The organism is Stenotrophomonas oahuensis (assembly GCF_031834595.1).
In the GTDB taxonomy this organism is placed as follows: domain Bacteria; phylum Pseudomonadota; class Gammaproteobacteria; order Xanthomonadales; family Xanthomonadaceae; genus Stenotrophomonas; species Stenotrophomonas oahuensis.
Map to the genome: position 1 here is coordinate 2647290 of NZ_CP115541.1, position 17905 is coordinate 2665194.

At 66.4% G+C, this 17905-nt stretch carries 16 protein-coding genes and 1 pseudogene; 11 read left to right on the forward strand and 6 right to left on the reverse strand.

Going from position 1 to position 17905, the window contains the following annotated elements; translation table 11 throughout:
• The 4 genes from PDM29_RS11680 to PDM29_RS11695 all read right to left on the reverse strand — a co-directional run bounded on the left by PDM29_RS11680 (position 1) and on the right by PDM29_RS11695 (position 4729).
• Entirely contained in the window at positions 1–612 is a 612-nt protein-coding gene (locus PDM29_RS11680; protein WP_311190311.1) for a glutathione S-transferase N-terminal domain-containing protein, read from the reverse strand.
• A gap of 85 nt (positions 613–697) precedes the next feature.
• The gene (locus tag PDM29_RS11685) at positions 698–1156 is read right to left on the reverse strand and encodes a cell wall hydrolase (protein ID WP_282298226.1); all 459 of its coding nucleotides are present in this window, start codon (positions 1154–1156) and stop codon (positions 698–700) included.
• Between the two features lie 336 nt (positions 1157–1492).
• Complete coding sequence (locus tag PDM29_RS11690) at positions 1493–3526, reverse strand: oxidoreductase (protein ID WP_311190312.1); 2034 nt, start codon at positions 3524–3526, stop codon at positions 1493–1495.
• 177 nt (positions 3527–3703) lie between these two features.
• On the reverse strand, positions 3704–4729 hold the full coding sequence (locus tag PDM29_RS11695) for a zinc-binding alcohol dehydrogenase family protein (protein WP_311190313.1): 1026 nt from the start codon (positions 4727–4729) through the stop codon (positions 3704–3706).
• Positions 4730–4842: 113 nt separating this feature from the next.
• On the opposite strand from PDM29_RS11695, the pseudogene PDM29_RS21060 reads away from it, so the two are divergent.
• From PDM29_RS21060 to PDM29_RS11715, 5 genes and pseudogenes are all read left to right on the forward strand, one after another.
• Positions 4843–4899: pseudogene (locus PDM29_RS21060) on the forward strand (KxYKxGKxW signal peptide domain-containing protein); the annotation flags it as partial.
• Between the two features lie 201 nt (positions 4900–5100).
• On the forward strand, positions 5101–6201 hold the full coding sequence (locus tag PDM29_RS11700) for an OmpA family protein (RefSeq protein ID WP_311190314.1): 1101 nt from the start codon (positions 5101–5103) through the stop codon (positions 6199–6201).
• Between the two features lie 178 nt (positions 6202–6379).
• A complete protein-coding gene (locus tag PDM29_RS11705) occupies positions 6380–6889 on the forward strand; it encodes a hypothetical protein (protein WP_311190315.1) in 510 nt (169 codons plus the stop codon).
• Between the two features lie 21 nt (positions 6890–6910).
• Positions 6911–7690, forward strand: coding sequence for a pseudouridine synthase (locus PDM29_RS11710; RefSeq protein ID WP_311190316.1), 780 nt, complete (start codon positions 6911–6913; stop codon positions 7688–7690).
• 83 nt (positions 7691–7773) lie between these two features.
• Entirely contained in the window at positions 7774–8112 is a 339-nt protein-coding gene (locus PDM29_RS11715) for a hypothetical protein (protein ID WP_311190317.1), read from the forward strand.
• A 69-nt stretch (positions 8113–8181) separates the two neighbouring features.
• Here PDM29_RS11715 and kbl read toward each other — a convergent pair whose 3' ends face one another.
• Complete coding sequence (gene kbl / locus PDM29_RS11720; RefSeq protein WP_311190318.1) at positions 8182–9393, reverse strand: glycine C-acetyltransferase; 1212 nt, start codon at positions 9391–9393, stop codon at positions 8182–8184.
• A 187-nt stretch (positions 9394–9580) separates the two neighbouring features.
• Here kbl and PDM29_RS11725 point away from each other — a divergent pair, with 187 nt between their 5' ends.
• Positions 9581–10282 (forward strand): TorF family putative porin, encoded by a 702-nt coding sequence (locus tag PDM29_RS11725; RefSeq protein ID WP_311190319.1) that lies wholly within the window; start codon positions 9581–9583, stop codon positions 10280–10282.
• A gap of 137 nt (positions 10283–10419) precedes the next feature.
• Here the strand turns inward: PDM29_RS11725 and tdh are convergent, their stop codons facing one another.
• Positions 10420–11442 carry an L-threonine 3-dehydrogenase gene (tdh, locus tag PDM29_RS11730; RefSeq protein ID WP_125362289.1) on the reverse strand — a complete coding sequence of 341 codons (1023 nt, stop codon included), beginning with the start codon at positions 11440–11442 and terminating at the stop codon, positions 10420–10422.
• 161 nt (positions 11443–11603) lie between these two features.
• On the opposite strand from tdh, the gene PDM29_RS11735 reads away from it, so the two are divergent.
• From PDM29_RS11735 to PDM29_RS11755, 5 genes are all read left to right on the forward strand, one after another.
• Complete coding sequence (locus PDM29_RS11735) at positions 11604–13769, forward strand: S46 family peptidase (protein ID WP_311190320.1); 2166 nt, start codon at positions 11604–11606, stop codon at positions 13767–13769.
• 215 nt (positions 13770–13984) lie between these two features.
• A complete protein-coding gene (locus PDM29_RS11740; RefSeq protein WP_311190321.1) occupies positions 13985–14629 on the forward strand; it encodes a histidine phosphatase family protein in 645 nt (214 codons plus the stop codon).
• A gap of 23 nt (positions 14630–14652) precedes the next feature.
• Positions 14653–15927: a bifunctional tetrahydrofolate synthase/dihydrofolate synthase gene (gene folC / locus PDM29_RS11745; RefSeq protein WP_311190322.1), complete on the forward strand. Its 1275-nt coding sequence runs from the start codon at positions 14653–14655 to the stop codon at positions 15925–15927.
• Positions 15928–16040: 113 nt separating this feature from the next.
• On the forward strand, positions 16041–17057 hold the full coding sequence (locus PDM29_RS11750) for an SPOR domain-containing protein (protein ID WP_311190323.1): 1017 nt from the start codon (positions 16041–16043) through the stop codon (positions 17055–17057).
• Positions 17058–17112: 55 nt separating this feature from the next.
• Positions 17113–17895 carry a CvpA family protein gene (locus tag PDM29_RS11755; protein ID WP_311190324.1) on the forward strand — a complete coding sequence of 261 codons (783 nt, stop codon included), beginning with the start codon at positions 17113–17115 and terminating at the stop codon, positions 17893–17895.
• Positions 17896–17905: the final 10 nt, after the last annotated feature.

Genomic DNA, 17905 nt, shown 5'->3' on the forward strand with positions numbered 1-17905 from the left:
TCAGGCCAGACCTTCAGCCTTCAACGCCGCCTGCACACCCGCATCGGCTTCCATCCGGGTCTTGAACGCGGCCACGTTGTCCAGCCCGACCAGGTCCACGTTGGCACCGGTGGCCCAGCGCAGGGTGATGTAGAAGTACGGGTCGGCCACGCTGCGGAAGCCGGCCAGCCACGGCTTGTCGGCCAGCTGGCGGTCGGCGGTTTCGAACAGACCACGCAGGCGCTTGCGCGCGGCGGCGCGGATCGCGTCGTACTGACCTTCGTCGGCAATGAACTTGCCCGGCCCGAACAGCGGCGAGAACGCCGGGTGCACGTCGGAGTTGACGAACGACAGCCAGCGGGCGGCTTCGGCGCGCTGGCGCGGGCTGCCGTCACCGGCCAGGCCGGCCTGCGGGAAGGAGTCGGCGATGTAGCCCATGATCGCCGCGTTCTGGGTCAGCACGAAGTCTCCGTCGACCAGCGCCGGCACCGCGCCGGCCGGATTGATCGCCAGGAACGCGGGGGCCTTCATCGTGTCTTTGTCGAGCAGTTCCACTTCAAACGGCTGGCCGGTCCACTGCAGGGCAATGTGGTCGGCGGTGGAACAGGCTCCGGGCTTGCTGTACAGCTTCATGCGGACTCCAGGGTGGATCGATGGTGGAAACCACCACTATCGCGGAGCCGGCGGCGCGCGGCAACGGCGCGCCCAAAACAGATTGTTACGACTGGCGGGGCTTGAGGCTCTGCACCTTATAGAAGGTGTGATCGCCGATCGTGGCCACCTGGTAGGCATTGCGCCAGCTCGGGCTGGCAATGGCCAGCGCGGCGAAATGGCTGGCCCCGGGCACGATCTCCTTGCGCTCGCCCACCGGCAGCGCCCAGTTGCGCTCGGCGTCGAAGGCCACGGTCATCGCTTCTTCCCAGGCATCGGTGTTGCCCAGCTGGGTGCCGGGAGCCACGATGGTCGGGGCGAACTGCTTGCGCGCGGTCACCACCTGGCACATCGAGTCGCCCCACAGGCCGCTGTCCAGGCGGCGCAGGGCCACTTCTGCCACGGCTTGCTGGCCGCGCAGGGTCTGGTCACGCGCTTCGAGGTAGACGGTCGTGCTCAGGCACAACGAATCGGCGGCCGGCTGCGGCAACAACTGCGACAGCCAGAGAATCCAGGCCAGTTTCATAAAACTCCTTGCTCCGTATGGGCCGCACCTGGCTGGGCCATCCGATCGGGCGGACGGCGGCGAGGGTACTGCTTGGCGTCATGGGGAGGCGGCCATCGGGGCCGCCCGTTGGCGGCTCCCGAAAGATCGTGGGGGCCGCACGCTCACTCGAACTGGGTGGTGAGCGGGAAAGTTGGCGCACGATAGGGGGGTATTTCCCAATGTATCCTGAACCGAAAGGCTTGACATTCAGGTTCGTAGCGGGTGTCGGAACTCGCATTCAGGTGACGACCAACGGTCGTCACCTACCGATCGAACGGTAGCGCACGACCGCTGGTCGTGCGTGGAACGGCCCCGTTACAACGTCGCCGCCAACCGGCTTCCCTGGTTGATGGCGCGCTTGGCATCCAGCTCTGCGGCGACGTCCGCGCCTCCAATCAGATGTGCGTCCACACCGGCAGCCAGCAATGCCGCATGCAAATCGCGACGCGGCTCCTGGCCCGCACAGATCACCACGTGATCCACCGGCAGGGTCTGCTCGTGGCCGTCCACGCGGATGTGCAGACCGCTGTCATCCACGCCGAGGTACTCGACCCCGCCGAGCATCTTCACGCCCTTTGCCTTCAGGGTGGCGCGATGGATCCAGCCGGTGGTCTTGCCCAGCCGTGCGCCGGGCTTGCCAGGGCTGCGCTGCAGCAGCCAGACCTTGCGTGCGGGTGCTTCCGGCTGCGGGCGGGCCAGCGCGCCGCGCGCCTCGAAACTCGGGTCCACGCCCCATTCGGCCATCCAGCGCGCCGGGTCCAGTGCCGGTGATGGTCCTTCGTGGACGAGGAACTCGCCCACGTCGAATCCAATGCCGCCGGCACCGATGATCGCGGCTTCACTTCCTACCGTGACCTTGCCCAGCAGCACGTCCAGATAGGTGACCACCTTGGGATGGTCGGCACCGGGGAATTCCACCTGGCGCGGGGTGATGCCGGTGGCGACGACCACGCTGTCGAAATCGGCGAGGGTGGCCACGTCGGCCGTGGTCTCCAGCTTCACGTCCACGCCGGTTTCTTCCAGCTTGTGGCGGAAGTAGCGCAGGGTTTCATGGAACTCTTCCTTGCCCGGAATGCGCTTGGCCACGTTGAACTGTCCGCCGATCTCGCTGCCGGCGTCGAACAGGGTGACCGCGTGGCCGCGCTCGGCGGCCACCGTGGCACAGGCCAGGCCTGCCGGCCCGGCACCGACCACCGCAACCCTGCGCGGGGTCGGAGTAGGGCGGTACACCAGCTCGGTTTCATGCACGGCCCGCGGGTTGACCAGGCAGCTGGCGGTCTTGTTCTCGAACACATGGTCCAGGCAGGCCTGGTTGCACGCGATGCAGGTGTTGATCGCATGGGCGCGACCGGCGCGGGCCTTGTTCGCCCATTCCGGGTCCGCCAGCAGCGGCCGAGCCAGCGACACCATGTCGGCATTGCCGTCGGCCAGAATGCGTTCGGCGACATCAGGCATGTTGATGCGGTTGGTGGCGATTACCGGCACCTGCACATGCGGCTTGAGCTTGGCAGTAACGCCGGCGAAGGCCGCGCGTGGCACCGAGGTGGCAATGGTGGGGACACGCGCTTCATGCCAACCGATGCCGGAATTGATCAGCGTGGCTCCCGCTGCCTCAATCGCCTTGGCCTGCTGCACGATCTCTTCCCAGTTGCTGCCGTCGTCCACCAGGTCGACCAGCGACAGTCGGTAGATGATGATGAAATCCGGCCCACACGCTTCGCGGATGCGGCGCACGATTTCCACCGCAAAACGCATCCGCTTGGCGGCATCCCCGCCCCAGGCATCACTGCGCGCATTGGTGCGCGGCGCGATGAATTCGTTGATCAGATAGCCTTCCGAGCCCATCACTTCGACGCCGTCGTAGCCGGCCTCGCGGGCCAGCCGCGCGCTGCGCGCGTAGTCGGCGATGTGCCGCTCCACACCACGTGCGGACAAGGCACGCGGAGTGAACGGATTGATCGGTGCCTTCTTCTTTGAAGGGGCCACCGACAAGGGGTGATAGGCGTAGCGGCCGGCATGCAGCAGCTGCAGGCAGATCTTGCCGCCGTGCTCGTGGACAGCATGGGTCAGCTGGCGGTGCGGGCCCACTTCCCACGGCCAGGACAGCTTGCCGCCGAACGGCTTGAGCCAGCCCACCACGTTCGGCGCATAGCCGCCGGTCACGATCAGGCCGACGCCGCCGGCAGCGCGCTCGGCGAAATAGGCCGCCAGGCGCGGGAAGTCGCGCGCCCGGTCTTCCAGGCCGGTGTGCATCGAGCCCATCAGCACGCGGTTGCGCAGCTGGGTGAAGCCCAGATCCAGCGGACTGAACAGGTGAGGGTAAGCGGAAGTCTCGGCGGCTGGCGACATGAAGATACGCTTGCGTACGGAAGACGCGCAGGGTGCCGCGAAAGGGCCTTGCGTGCAATAGGCCCGTGCCCACGACCAACGGTCGTGGGCTACCGGTTGATCATGGGGGCCGGCCGAACGTGGATGCGGTCGATCATGTGGCCCGGTAGATCACGACCGTTGGTCGTGATCCACGCATCAATCCCACCCGGCCAAGGTCAGCTTCCCGATCACGCTGCCACTCTCCAGTTGCCGGTGCGCCTCACGCAGATTCGCCGCGTTGATCGTGCCCAGTGCGGTGTGCGCGGTGCTGCGCAGCTCGCCGGCATCGACCAGGCTGGCCACCCGGTTCAGGATGCGATGCTGTTCGATCAGGTCGGCGGTGCCGAAACGTGCGCGCGCGAACATGAATTCCCAGTGGATGCTGATGCACTTGGCCTTGTAGGGATCGCCAATGCGCAACGGGCCGCGCGGCTCCACGATCAGGCCCACGCGACCCTGCGGGGCCAGCAGCTCGCCCAGCACTTCCCAATAGGCGTCGGTGTCAGCGAGGTTCAAAGCGGCATCCACCGCCGCGATCCCCAACGCCTGCAGCTGCGGCGGTAGCGGCTGGCGGTGGTCAATGACATGGTGCGCGCCCATCGCCCGGCACCAGTCGGCCGACGCCGGGCGGGAGGCGGTGGCGACCACGGTGAACCCGGCGTGGCGGCCCAGCTGGATCGCCATCGAGCCGACCCCGCCGGCACCGCCGATCACCAGCAGCACCTGGCCGCGGTGGCGGCTGTCGTCAAAGCGCAGGCACATGCGGTCGAACAGCAGTTCCCACGCGGTCAGCGTGGTCAGTGGCAGCGCCGCGGCGTCGGCGAAGTCCAGCGTGGTCGGCTTGCGCCCCACCACGCGCGCGTCCACCAGCTGCCATTGCGCATTGCAGCCGGGGCGTGTGACATCACCGGCGTAATAGACCTCATCGCCCGGAGCAAAGGCGGTCACGTCCGGTCCCACCGCTTCCACCACACCGGACGCGTCGAAACCGAGAATGCGGGGAGGCGCCTCGTCCGTGCGCGGGGCGCGGCGTTGTTTGGCATCCACCGGGTTCACCGATACCGCCAGCACCCGAACCAGCAGGTCATGTCCGGTGGGTTGACCAGGGGCCGGGACGTTCATGTCCGACAGCGAGGCCGGGTCGTCGATCGGCAGGGCGCGTTCCTGAACAACAGCTTTCATGGCAGCTCCGGCAGGGGAAAATCGTATTCATCATACGACTGCCGGGAAACCTGTTGATGCGCTGAATAAGCGCACAACGTGCAACTGCACGATTTACTGTGGCGAGCCCTTGAAAACTCTGGAAAAGTGGCAAAACCCTTGTTATTGCTGGGTCTTGCGCAACTTCATAAAGCTGTATAGGGTGCCCGCTGCTGGGCCGGGTAGAGGTCTGGCGGTCGTCTTCACATGTTATGTGACTGTTAACATCACCTTCACTCCCCTGAGCATAATGTTCGCGGCGGTGGCGTGCTGAACCCGCAGTCTGAAACGACGCAATAGCGCTGGACCATGCCTCTACCGGTTTCATACCCCCGAACTAGGAGCTGTATTACATGAACAAGAAGATCCTTACTGCCGCGCTGCTGGGCGGTCTGGCCATGGCCCAGGCTGCGTCCGCGCAGGACTTCGATGACCGCTGGTACCTGACCGGTTCGGCGGGTTTCAATTTCCAGGACAGCGACCGCGGGACCAATGACGCTCCGTTCGTCACCCTGGGCCTGGGCAAGTTCATCAGCCCGAACTGGTCGCTGGACGGTGAGCTGAACTACCAGAACCCGAACTTCGACGACAACCAGGATCTGAACTGGAGCCAGTACGGCGGCGACATCTCCGCGCGCTACCACTTCATCCAGGAAGGCCGCGGCTGGAACCCCTACCTGCGTTTCGGCGTGGGCTACCAGAAGTCGGAAGAAGAGTTCTCGCAGCCGGGCCCGGTGCTGGGTGAGCGCAAGGACGGCAACTTCTCCGCCATCGTCGGCGTCGGTCTGCAGACCACCTTCGACAAGGCCGTGGCCGTGCGTGCCGAAGTCGGCTACCGCGGTGACTTCGATGACAAGAGCTACAACCCGACCCTGAACGGCCGTGACGAAAGCTGGTTCGGCGACCTGCTGGCCTCGGTCGGCGTCGTGATCCCGCTGGGTCCGGCTCCGGTTGCCGCTGTGGCTCCGCCGCCGCCGGCTGCGCCGAGCTGCGCCGACCTGGATGACGACGGTGACGGCGTCAACAACTGCGACGACAAGTGCCCGAACTCGCAGCCGGGTCAGACCATCGGTCCGGACGGTTGCCCGGTGCCGGTGTCGATCGACCTGAAGGGCGTGAACTTCGACTTCGACAAGTCGACCCTGCGTCCGGACGCCGTGGCGATCCTGAGCGAAGCCACCCAGATTCTGGTGCGTTACCCGGATCTGCGCGTTGAAGTCGCTGGCCACACCGACTCGAAGGGCACCGACGAGTACAACCAGAAGCTGTCCGAGCGTCGTGCAACCGCTGTGTACGACTACCTGACCAGCAACGGCGTTGCTGCTTCGCGTCTGGTCGGCCCGATCGGTTACGGCGAGTCGCGTCCGATTGCTCCGAACACCAACCCGGATGGTTCGGACAACCCGGAAGGCCGCGCCAAGAACCGTCGTACCGAGCTGAACGTCCAGAACTAAGTTCTGACGTAAAGGTTCAGAAGCAGGGCCCGGCATTGCCGGGCCCTGTTTTTTTGTGCGCTGGGTGGGAAATCGATAAAAAATTCAATGCGTTGCCGTATTCATTGAATGTCGGATCTTGTAAGGCGTTTCGTCGCTGTTAAACTCGACGCGTCGACCCTCTTACTGGATGCATCCCATGCTGCGTATCGCACTGGCCGCCGCGCTCGGCCTGGCCCTGGTTCCTGCCGCTCACGCCGCCGTGGACTGCTCCGCCCAGGCCACCAGTGCCTCGCCGCTGCCGCTGCCGGCGACGGCCATCGCGCCGGTGGCCGATGAGTTCGCCATCCGCAGCACCCAGCTGGGCATGCCCTCCGGTGTACTCACCCCCAATTTCGAGCAGCAGCAGTCGGTAGACCGTGCACTGCAGCGCCTGCGCATCGACGGCTGCCAGAACATCGCCAAGGCGATGCCGGGTGCGCCGGCGGTGAACCCGAACGATCCGGCGGCCTACAAGCCCAAGACCGAGTTCGACAACACCCCGTGGCGCTTTGACATGAGCCAGAACGGCAAGCGCATGACCGCCGAGGAATTCGACGCCTGGATGAAGGCGCGTGGCGTTCGCGTGGTCAAGGCACGTCCGGCTCCGGCCGCTGCTGCAGCTCCGGCAGCTGAACCGGCGGCCGAGACCAAGCCGGACAAGAAGTAAGTCGCCGCGCGCGACAGAGCGATGCGTACGACCCGCCGCCCCACTGCCGCGCCGACTACCGCGCCACGCCATGGTCTGGCGCGGGTCCTGTCCAAAGCGGGCGTGTGCTCGCGCACCGAGGCCGCGCGCTGGATCGCCGACGGCCGGGTGACGGTGGACGGGCGCACCATCAACAACCCCGAATTTCCGATCGTCGATGGCCGCCACCAGATCAAGGTGGACGGCCAGCCGCTGGGCAGCGCCCGGCGCATCCATCTCATGCTCAACAAGCCGCGCGGACTGGTCACCACCGTCCAGGACGAGCGCGGCCGCGACACCGTGTACCGCTGTTTCGACGGTGCCGGCTTGCCCTGGTTGGCACCGGTGGGACGGCTCGACAAGGCCAGCGAAGGCCTGCTGTTGTTCAGCAACGACCCGCAGTGGGCGGCGCGTCTGACCGACCCCACGACCGGCCCGGACAAGACGTACCACGTGCAGGTCGACGCCATTCCCTCTGCCGACCAGCTGGCGGCCCTGTGCGCCGGCGTTGAAGACGGCGGCGAGTTCCTGCGCGCCCGCCAGGTGCGGCTGCTGCGCAGCGGCGAGAAGACCGCCTGGCTGGAAGTCGTGCTGGAAGAGGGCCGCAACCGCCACATCCGGCGTCTGCTGGCGGCCTTCGATATCGCCGTTCTGCGTTTGATCAGAGTGGGGATAGGCCAGCTGCAACTGGGAACGCTTGCCAAAGGGGGCTGGCGCGAACTGCAGCCACACGACCTTGAACTGTTGTACGCCACGGCCGGAGGTGCCGGGGCTGACATCTAGTGCGTGGCCCGCTGGGGAGCGGGCGCACCACCGGGCAATGGACGGCCTGCTTTTACAGACTGACCACTACCGGGAGAAGTGCCATGTTCATCGTTCAATCTTTCCGCCCGCTGCTGCGCGGGGCCTGCCTGCTGTTGCCGGCGGTCGTGCTGACCGCCTGCGGCGGCCACAAACAGGCGGCCAAGGCGACCCCGCCGGTCACCGACAAGGTGGTGGAGTTGAAAACGCCGGAGCTGGACGGGCGCGGCAGTTACCGCTTCCACATGAGCGACGGCAAGAAGCGCATGAGCGCTGACGAGTTCGACGCCTGGATGAAGGCCAACGGCATCCGTGTGGCCAAGGGCAATCCGCAGGCCCGGCCGACCCCCAAGCCCGCCACCAAACCGGTGGTGGTGGCGAGCAAGGATAAAAAGAAGCGGTAGCGCCGGCCGCTGGCCGGCAACCCACGAAAACCGCGCAGCGGGGCAAGCCCCGCTCTACGTCAGGGGGGATCAGCCCTTGATAACACCCAGCTCCACGCCGATCCGGGTGAACGCATCAATCGCGCGGTCCAGGTGTGCACGGGTGTGCGCCGCGCTGATCTGGGTGCGGATACGCGCCTGGCCCTTGGGCACCACCGGGAAGAAGAAGCCGATCGCATAGATGCCTTCTTCGAGCAGGCGCTCGGCGAATTTCTGCGCCAGCGGTGCGTCGTACAGCATCACCGGGCTGATCGGGTGCACGCCCGGCTTCACGTCGAAGCCGGCGGCGGTCATCTTCTCGCGGAAATAAGCGGTGTTTTCCTGCAGCGTGGTGCGCAGGTCATCCGCGGCGGCCAGCATGTCGAACGCCTTGATGCCGGCGGCCACCACGTGCGGCGGCAGCGAGTTGGAGAACAGGTACGGGCGCGAGCGCTGACGCAGCAGCTCGATCACTTCGGCGCTGGCGGTGGTGAAGCCACCCAGTGCGCCGCCCATGGCCTTGCCCAGGGTGCCGGTGATGATGTCGATCTTCTCCAGCACGCCCTTCACTTCGGCCGAGCCGCGGCCGGTGGCACCCAGGAAGCCGGTGGCGTGGCATTCGTCGATGTGCACCAGCGCGTTGTACTTCTTCGCCAGCGCGGTGATCTCATCCAGCGGCGCAATGAAGCCGTCCATCGAGAACACGCCGTCGGTGGTGATCAGCTTGGTCTTGCAGCCCGCTGCATCGGCCGCCTGCAGCTGCGCTTCGAGGTCCGCCATGTCGCAGTTGGCATAGCGGAAGCGCTTGGCCTTGCACAGGCGCACGCCGTCGATGATCGAGGCATGGTTGAGTGCATCGGAAATGATGGCGTCGTTCTCACCCAGCAGCGGCTCGAACAGGCCGCCGTTGGCGTCGAAGCAGGCCGCGTACAGGATGGTGTCCTGCTTGCCGAAGAAGCCGGCGATCTGCTGTTCCAGCTGCTTGTGCAGGTCCTGGGTGCCACAGATGAAGCGCACCGACGCCATGCCGAAGCCGTGGCTGTCCAGCGCGTCCTTGGCCGCCTGGATCAGGTCCGGGTGGTCGGCCAGGCCCAGGTAGTTGTTGGCGCAGAAGTTCAGCACCGTGCGCCCGTCGTCCAGGGTGATCTCGGCCGACTGCGGGCTGGTGATGATGCGCTCGGACTTGAACAGGCCCTGGGCGCGGATCGCCTCCAGTTCCTCAACATAGTGCCGGGTCAGCGGGGCATTGGCGGTGTCGGTCATGGCAGGCAGTCACAGAAGCGGAAAAACACGATTTTACCTGTCCGGGCCAGCTCCGGGGCCTGGCCTGGGCGGTGGGGCAGGGCCGGGCGGAAAACAGTTGCGCATGTGATTGTTGCATCGCAATATCAATCAGGTTAAAAAACTGTAAACCACGTCACACCCCACCCACGTCCCGGAGAGACCCCGCATGAACCACGCCACGCGCTGTACCGCCGCCGTAGTGCTCTGCGCCGCCTTGTTCGCCCCGTTTGTCGCCAGTGCCCAGGACGAGGCCGAGTCTCCCTTCAGCTGGAATGTCACCGGCGTGTCCGATTACGTGTTCCGAGGTGCCTCGCAGACCGACGAGGACCCGACCGTGCAGGCTGGCTTCACCTACACCTCGCCGGTGGGCCTGTACGCCGGTGTGTGGGGTTCGGGTGTGGACTTTGGCGACGGTGGACCGGATGCCGAAGTTGATTACTTCATCGGTTATGGCGTGGATGTCACCGACAGCGTCAATTTCGACGTCATGCTCAACCGCTATTCGTACCCGGGTTCGAGCGAGCTGGCTTACAACGAGCTGATCACCAAGACCACGTTCGCCGAGCACTTCAATGTCACCGTGGCCTACAGCAACGATGTCTGGAACACCGACACCGACGGCTGGTACTACGCGGCCGGCACGGAATGGACCCTGCCGCAGGACTTCGTGCTGACCGCCAACATCGGCCGCAGCACGTTCGAGAAGGACGTGGCCAAGGATTACACCGACTGGAACATCGGCGTCAGCCGCACCTGGGGCCTGTTCACCCTCGGCCTGGGCTACTACGGCACCGACAGCAGCGGCGACTACAACTTCGGCAAGAATGCCGACGACCGCGTGGTGTTTACCGTTAGCGTCGGGCAGTAGTGCCGGCCGCTGGCCGGCAACCTCATGACCAAAGAAAAAGGCACCCGTCGGGTGCCTTTTTCGTACCGACCAACGGTCGGTACCTACCGGTATCCGGGCCGCGGTAGGTCACGACCGTTGGTCGTGACCGCGCACCCTCAATTCCAGCTAAGCACGACCTTGCCGGCCTTGCCTTCTTCCATCAGGTCAAAGCCCTTCTGGAATTCATCAATCGGCAGCTGATGGGTCATCACCTTGCCCAGCGGGAAGCCGCTCAGCACCAGCTGGGTCATCTTGTACCAGGTCTCGTACATCTTGCGGCCGTAGATGCCCTGCACGGTCAGACCCTTGAAGATGATCTTGTCCCAGTCGCAGCCAGCGCCCTTTGGCATGATGCCGAGCATGGCGATCTTGCCGCCGTGGTACATGCAGTCGAGCATGTCGTTGAACGCGCGCGGGTTGCCGCTCATTTCCAGGCCCACGTCGAAGCCCTCCATGTGCAGTTCCTTCATCACGTCCTTCAGCGAAGTGTTGGCGACGTTGACCACGCGGGTGGCCCCCATGTCGGCCGCCAGCTTCAGGCGGAAATCGTTGACGTCGGTCACCACCACGTTGCGCGCACCGATGTGCTTGCAGATGCCGGCGGCGATGATGCCGATCGGGCCGGCACCGGTGATCAGCACGTCTTCGCCGATCACGTCGAACTCCAGCGCGCAGTGCGCGGCGTTGCCGTACGGGTCGAAGAAGGCCGCCAGTTCGGACGGAATCTGGTCCGGGATCGGCCACAGGTTGCTGGCCGGCATCACCATGTACTCGGCGAAGGCCCCATTGACGTTGACGCCGATACCGACGGTGTTCGGGCACAGGTGCGGGCGGCCGCCGCGGCAGTTGCGGCAGTGGCCGCAGACGATGTGGCCTTCTGCCGACACGCGCTGGCCCACTTCATAGCCGGTCACCGCCGAACCCAGCTCGGCGATGCGGCCAACGAACTCGTGGCCGATGGTCAGGCCCGGCTTGATGGTGCGCTGGCTCCAGTCGTCCCACAGGTAGATGTGCAGGTCGGTACCGCAGATGGCGGTCTTTTCCAGCTTGATCAGGACCTCGTTCGGGCCCGGGGTCGGGACCGGCACGTCTTCCAGCCAGATGCCCTTGGCGGCTTCGCGCTTGACCAGGGCTTTCATTGTTTGCTGCGCCATCGGGGTGGAGCTCGTCAGGGGGAAAGGCGGAATTATAGGGCGGGGAGGGGGGTAATCCATGCTGCGGTGCGGCCATGACTTACGGCCGGGAGGACCGGCGCGTCGGGCGCGGTAGACTTCGGGGTTCATTCACCAAGGGCCGCTCCATGCGCTCGAACCTGCTTGCGTTCTCCGTCATTGCCAGCCTGGGGCTGGTCCAGGTCGCCCATGCCGCTGAAGGCATGTGGGTGCCGCAACAGCTGCCGGAGATCGCCGGCCCGCTGCAGAAGGCCGGGCTCAAGCTCTCGCCCGAGCAGCTGTCCAACCTGACCGGCGACCCGATGGGCGCGGTGGTGGCGCTGGGCGGCTGCACTGCCAGCTTTGTTTCCCCGCAGGGCCTGGTGGTGACCAACCACCACTGTGCCTACGGCGCGATCCAGCTCAACTCCACGGCCGAGAAGAACCTGATCAAGGACGGCTTCAACGCGCCGACCCTGAAGGACGAACTCAGCGCCGGGCCCAACGCCCGCGTGTTCGTGCTCGACCAGATCACCGACGTGACCGACCAGGCCAAGGCCGCCATCGCCGCCGCCGGCAAGGACCCGCTGGCCCGCACCCGCGCGCTGGAAGCCTTCGACAAGGCCCAGACCGCCGCGTGTGAAGCCGAAGCCGGCTTCCGCTGCCGTCTGTACAGTTTCTCCGGCGGCAACACCTACCGCCTGTTCCGCAACATGGAAATCAAGGACGTACGCCTGGTCTATGCGCCCCCGGGCAGCGTCGGCAAGTTCGGCGGCGATATCGACAACTGGATGTGGCCGCGCCACACCGGCGACTTCTCGTTCTACCGTGCCTACGTCGGCAAGGACGGCAAGCCGGCCGCGTTCTCGGCCGACAACGTGCCGTACCAGCCCAAGCACTTCCTGAAGTTCGCTGACCAGCCGCTGGGCGCGGACGACTTCGTGATGGTGGCGGGCTACCCGGGCCGCACCAACCGCTACGCGCTGGTCGGCGAGTTCAATGAAACCGCCAACTTCACCTATCCGATGATCGCCCGTCACTACAACGCGGTGCTGGCGCTGATCGATGCGGCTGGCAAGGCCGATCCCGACATCAAGGTGAAGTACGCCAATACCGCCGCCAGCATGAACAACGTGGCCAAGAACTACGCCGGTCAGCTGGAAGGCTTCAAGCGCATCGACGCCGCTGGCCAGAAGCAGGCCGAAGAGGCCGCCGTGCTGGCCTGGCTGAAAAAGCAGGGTGCCGCCGGCAAGCCGGCACTGGCCGCCCACGCCCAGCTGCTCAAGCACCTGGACACCAGCAAGTCCACGCGTGAGCGCGACCTGTTCGTCGGCCAGTTCCACAACACCTCTGCCGTCGCCGCGGCGCTGGCGCTGTACCGCCTGTCGATCGAGCGTGCCAAGCCGGATGCCGAACGTGAAGCCGGCTACCAGGACCGCGACCTGCCGACCCTCGAGGGCGGCCTGCGTCAGATGGATCGCCGCTATGTGGCGCGCATGGACCAGCAGCTTCAGCAGTACTGGCTGAACCAGTACGTGGCACTGCCGCCTGCGCAGCGCAGCAACGAAGTGCTCAACCAGTGGCTGGCAGGTACCGATACCGCCGCCGTCGATGCGCTGGTGAAGAAGCTGGCCGGCACCCGGCTGGGCAGCCTGGACGAGCGCCTGAAGTGGTTCAAGGCCGACCGCGCCGCGTTTGAAGCCAGCACCGACCCGGTCATCCAGTACGCCGTCGCCATCACCCCGGCGCTGCTGAAGATCGAAGAGCAGAAGAAGACCCGTGAAGGCGAATCGCTGATCGCCCGTCCGGCGTACCTGCAGGCACTGGCCGATTACAAGAAGAGCCAGGGCGAGTTCGTCTACCCGGATGCCAATCTGTCGCTGCGCATCACGTTCGGCAACGTGATGGGCTACACCCCCAAGGACGGCGTGGCCTACACCCCGTTCACCACCCTGGAAGGCATCGTCGCCAAGGAAACCGGGGCTGACCCGTTCGATTCGCCCAAGGCCCTGCTCGATGCGGTCAAGGCCAAGCGTTACGGCGGCCTGGAAGACAAGCGGGTCGGCTCGGTGCCGGTCAACTTCCTGTCCAACCTGGACATCACCGGCGGCAACTCCGGTTCGCCGGTGCTGGACGCGCACGGCAAGCTGGTCGGCCTGGCCTTCGACGGCAACTGGGAATCGGTCAGCTCCAACTGGGTGTTCGACCCGGTCATGACCCGCATGATCGCGGTCGACAGCCGCTACATGCAGTGGATCATGCAGGAAGTGGCTCCGGCTCCGCAGCTGCTGAAAGAGTTGAGCCTCACTCCGTGAGGCGCGATCCCGTTTTGCCGGGCATGGCCCGGCACTACGGGAATTTCCGCGAATGTTTCCAGGCAACCCCTCAGCGACGGCTGAGGGGTTTTTTGTTGCCGGTGTTACAACCCGGCCTTGCGGCCTGCCGACACGGTAGAATGCAGCTCCCCCACGATCGTTCACGTTCTGTGAACGATTGCGACTGTCTTCCCTTTCAAGGATCTCTAGTTCGCATGCGCATCCTGCTTGCCCGTCACGGTGAAACCCCGTGGAACGCCGAAGGCCGCTACCAGGGCCAGATCGACATCCCGCTGTCGCCGATTGGTGAGGCCCAGGCCCAGGCACTCGGTGCCCGGCTGGCCTCGGTCGACATCACCCGTGCAGTGGCCTCGCCGCTGTCGCGCGCACAGCGCACCGCGCAGCTGGCCCTGGGCAGCGAACGCGCCGCATCGCTGCTGACCGAGCCGGACCTGCAGGAAATCGCCCACGGCGAATGGGAAGGCCTGCTGGCCAGTGAGATCCACGAGAAGGATCCTTCGCGCCTGCGCGCCTGGCGTGAAGAGCCGGACACCGTGCTGATGCCCGGCGGCGAATCGCTGCGCCTGGTACTGGACCGCAGCTGGCGCGGCCTGGCCCGCGCCGCCGAAGGCCTCGGGGAACACGACACGTTGCTGGTGGTGGCGCATGATGCGGTCAATCGCGTCATTCTGTGCCGCATCCTGGGCCTGCCGCTGTCGCGCCTGTGGACCTTCCGCCAGGCTCCAACCACGCTCAACATGCTCGAAGGTGCGGACCTGGACAGCCTGGAAGTGGTGCGTCTGAACGATTGCGCCCATCACACCCCGTTCTTCGGCGAAGCCAAGCACCGCGCGCTGTAACTCCACGAACACGATTCATTGCCATGACCACCTCCCGCCCGCAGACCCTGACCGACTGGCTCGCCTTCATCGAGCAGCAGCATCCGGCCACCATCGACATGGGGTTGGACCGTGTGCGCAGCGTTGCCCAGGCCATGGGGCTGGGCGCGCCCGGCAAGCGCGTGATCGTGGTCGGCGGCACCAATGGCAAGGGCTCCACCGTCGCTTTCATCGAGGCCATCGGCCGTGCGGCGGGCTGGAAGGTGGGGGCGTATACCTCGCCGCACCTGCTGCACTACAACGAGCGCGTGCGCATCGACGGTGAAAACGCCAGCGATGCCGCGTTGATCAGCGCCTTCAACACCATCGAGGACGCGCGTGGCGATACCACGCTGACCTACTTCGAGTACGGGACGCTGGCGGCGCTGCAGCTGTTCGGGCAGGCCGGACTGGATCTGGCGGTGCTGGAGGTCGGCCTGGGCGGTCGCCTGGACGCGGTCAACATCGTCGATGCCGATGTCGCTGTGATCACCACCGTGGACATCGACCACAGTGAGTGGCTGGGCGAGGACCGCGAAGCCATCGGCGCGGAGAAGGCCGGCATCATCCGGGGCTGGAAGCCGGTGATCCTGGGCGAAACCGATCCGCCCTCCAGCGTGCTGGCGCGTGCGTATCTGGTGGGGGCCAACGCGATCCGTGGCGGCAGCGACTTCTTTGCGGATGTGATTGACGGCCAGCGCTGGCGCTGGCGCGATGTCGGCATGCGCATCGAGCTGCCGATGCCCGCTTTGCGCGGCCCGATCCAGCTGCGCAATGCCGCCTCGGCGATCGCCGCCCTGCGCGCGCTGGACCGTCCGTTGCCGCGCGCGGCCATCGTCGAAGGCGTGGCCAATGCACGCATCGCCGGTCGTCTGCAGACGTTCCAGCGCGAGGGCGTCGAAGTGCTGGTCGATGTGGGCCACAACCCACAGGCGGCGCGCGAACTGGCGGCCGCGCTGAAGGCGGCACCGACCAGTGGCCGCACCATGGCGGTGTTCGCGGCCCTGCAGGACAAGGATGCCGTGGGCGTGGTCAACGCATTGGCCGAGCGCGTGCAGACCTGGCATCTGGCCGGGCTGGACGGGGCCCGCGCGCAGAGCGCACAGGCGCTGCAGGCGCGGCTGGCCGATACCGCCGCCGCCGATGCCCACACCCATGCCACCGTGGAAGACGCGCTGGCACAGGTGGTGTCCAGTGCACAGCCGGGAGATCGCGTGCTGGTGCTGGGCTCGTTCCACACCGCCGCGAAGGCATTGCAATGGCTGCAATCCACGCCATGATCCGTTCCGCTTGAGACACGCGTCGTGGCCATCATTCAGCTGGCTTGGACGCGACCACTGCCCACCCCCTTATAATCAAGCCGGCATTCCGCCGCGCCGCCTGCCTGCCTTCCGTGGATACTCCTCTGAAACAGCGACTGATTGGTGCCATCGTTCTGGTGGCCTTGGCCGTGATTTTCCTGCCCATGCTGGTCAAGGGCCCTGCGCCGGACAGTGGCGTGGCCAATGTGCCGATTACCGCGCCCGATGCGCCCGCCGACGGTCAGTTCCAGACCCGCGAGCTGCCGCTGGTGGCTCCAGCCGGTGGCGCGACCGGCCTGCAGGGTGCTGCGTCCAGCACTGCCCCGTTGAATGAAGCCGCCGCTACGCCGGCCGACGCCGCCGCGCCGGCGGACACCTCGCCGGCCGTCGCCGCGGGCAACTATGCGGTCAGCTTCGGTGCGTACGCCAGCCAGAAGGACGCCGAGGCGGTCATCGCCTACCTCAAGCGTTCCAATCTGCCCGGTTTCAGCGAGCCGGCCACCATCAACGGTCGTCAGGCCTTCCGCGTGCGGGTCGGACCCTACGCCGACCGCGCCCAGGCCGAAGCCGCACGTCTGGAGGCGGTCAAGGTCCGCAACGACGTGAAGGCCGAAGTGGTGACCCTCGACGCGCGCGCTGACACCCCGGCTGCGGCTGCCCCGGCACCGGCCTCCAGCGCCAGTGCCGCCGCTGCGTCGTCCGCCGTGACCACCGAGGCGCTGCCGCCGGAACCGGTCGCTGCCGCAAAGCCGGCGGCCAAGCCGGAAGCGCCCAAGCCGGCCCCGAAACCCGAACCCAAGCCGGAAGCCAAGCCGGCCACGCCCGAACCAGCCAAGCCAGTTGCAGCCGTCCCGGCCGCGCCGGCCGCCAGCAGCGTCGGTTTTGCCGTGCAGCTGGGGGCCTTCGGCAAGGCCGAAGACGCCAACGCGCTGCGCGACAAGGTCCGCGCAGCCGGTTTCAGCGCGTTTGTAGAGCAGGTACGCACCGACAAGGGCACGCTGCACCGCGTGCGCGTCGGCCCGGTCGCCAATCGAGCCGAGGCGGAGAACCTCAAGGCCCAGGTTGCGTCCAAGGTCGGCGTGGCCGGCATGGTCCGGCCGCATCCCTGATGGCCGGGGCACGCCCCTGCCGGCAGCTTGGCTCCCGCCGTGAGCAGGGGGCCGCATGATCGACCTCGTCCTGCTGGTGGTGATCGGCATTTCCACGCTGCTGGGGCTGATGCGCGGCTTTGTCAGCATCGTCATCAGCACCTTCTCCTGGTTGCTGGGGGGATGGGCATCGCTGATGTTCGGGCGCGCCGCCGCCGGCTGGTGGTCGGCACCGGCCGCGCCCGGCACCGGCCATTACTTCGCCGGCTACCTCACCGTGTTCCTGCTGGTCATGGTGTCGGTGTGGGGCATTGGCCTGGTGATCCGCCAGGCGGTGCGCTCGACCAGCATGAACAGCGCCGACCGCATGCTCGGCGGCGGCCTCGGCCTGGCGCGTGGGGCCCTGATCGGCTGCGCCCTGCTGCTGCTGGGCTCGTATACCCCGTTGACCCGGGAACCGTCCTGGCGCGACTCCAACCTGCGCGCCATGCTCGACCCGGGCGTGGGCTGGATGCAGGCCAAAATGCCGCGCATGCCCGAACTGCCCCAGCTGCCTGACCTGCAGGACATGCAGCAGCTGCCGGCGGCGCTGCCGGAAGTGAATCTGGCCCAACTGCCGGTGGCAGGGTTGGGCAAGCCGGCCCAGACAGGCGATAATGGCGTGCTTGGCCAGTTGCTGGGTGGACGCGGATGGCCGCGACCGCTGGATGAAACCCCGCAGCAGGCGGTGGACCCCGCCGACGTGTGGGCGCAAAAGCCAGGTTCCCCCCAGAATCTCGACCCGGCGCTGGTGCGCCCGGACGAGCCCGTTCCAGCCCGGAACGGTTCCCCCGGCCAGGCACGGCCACCTTCACAGTAATGGGCTCGGC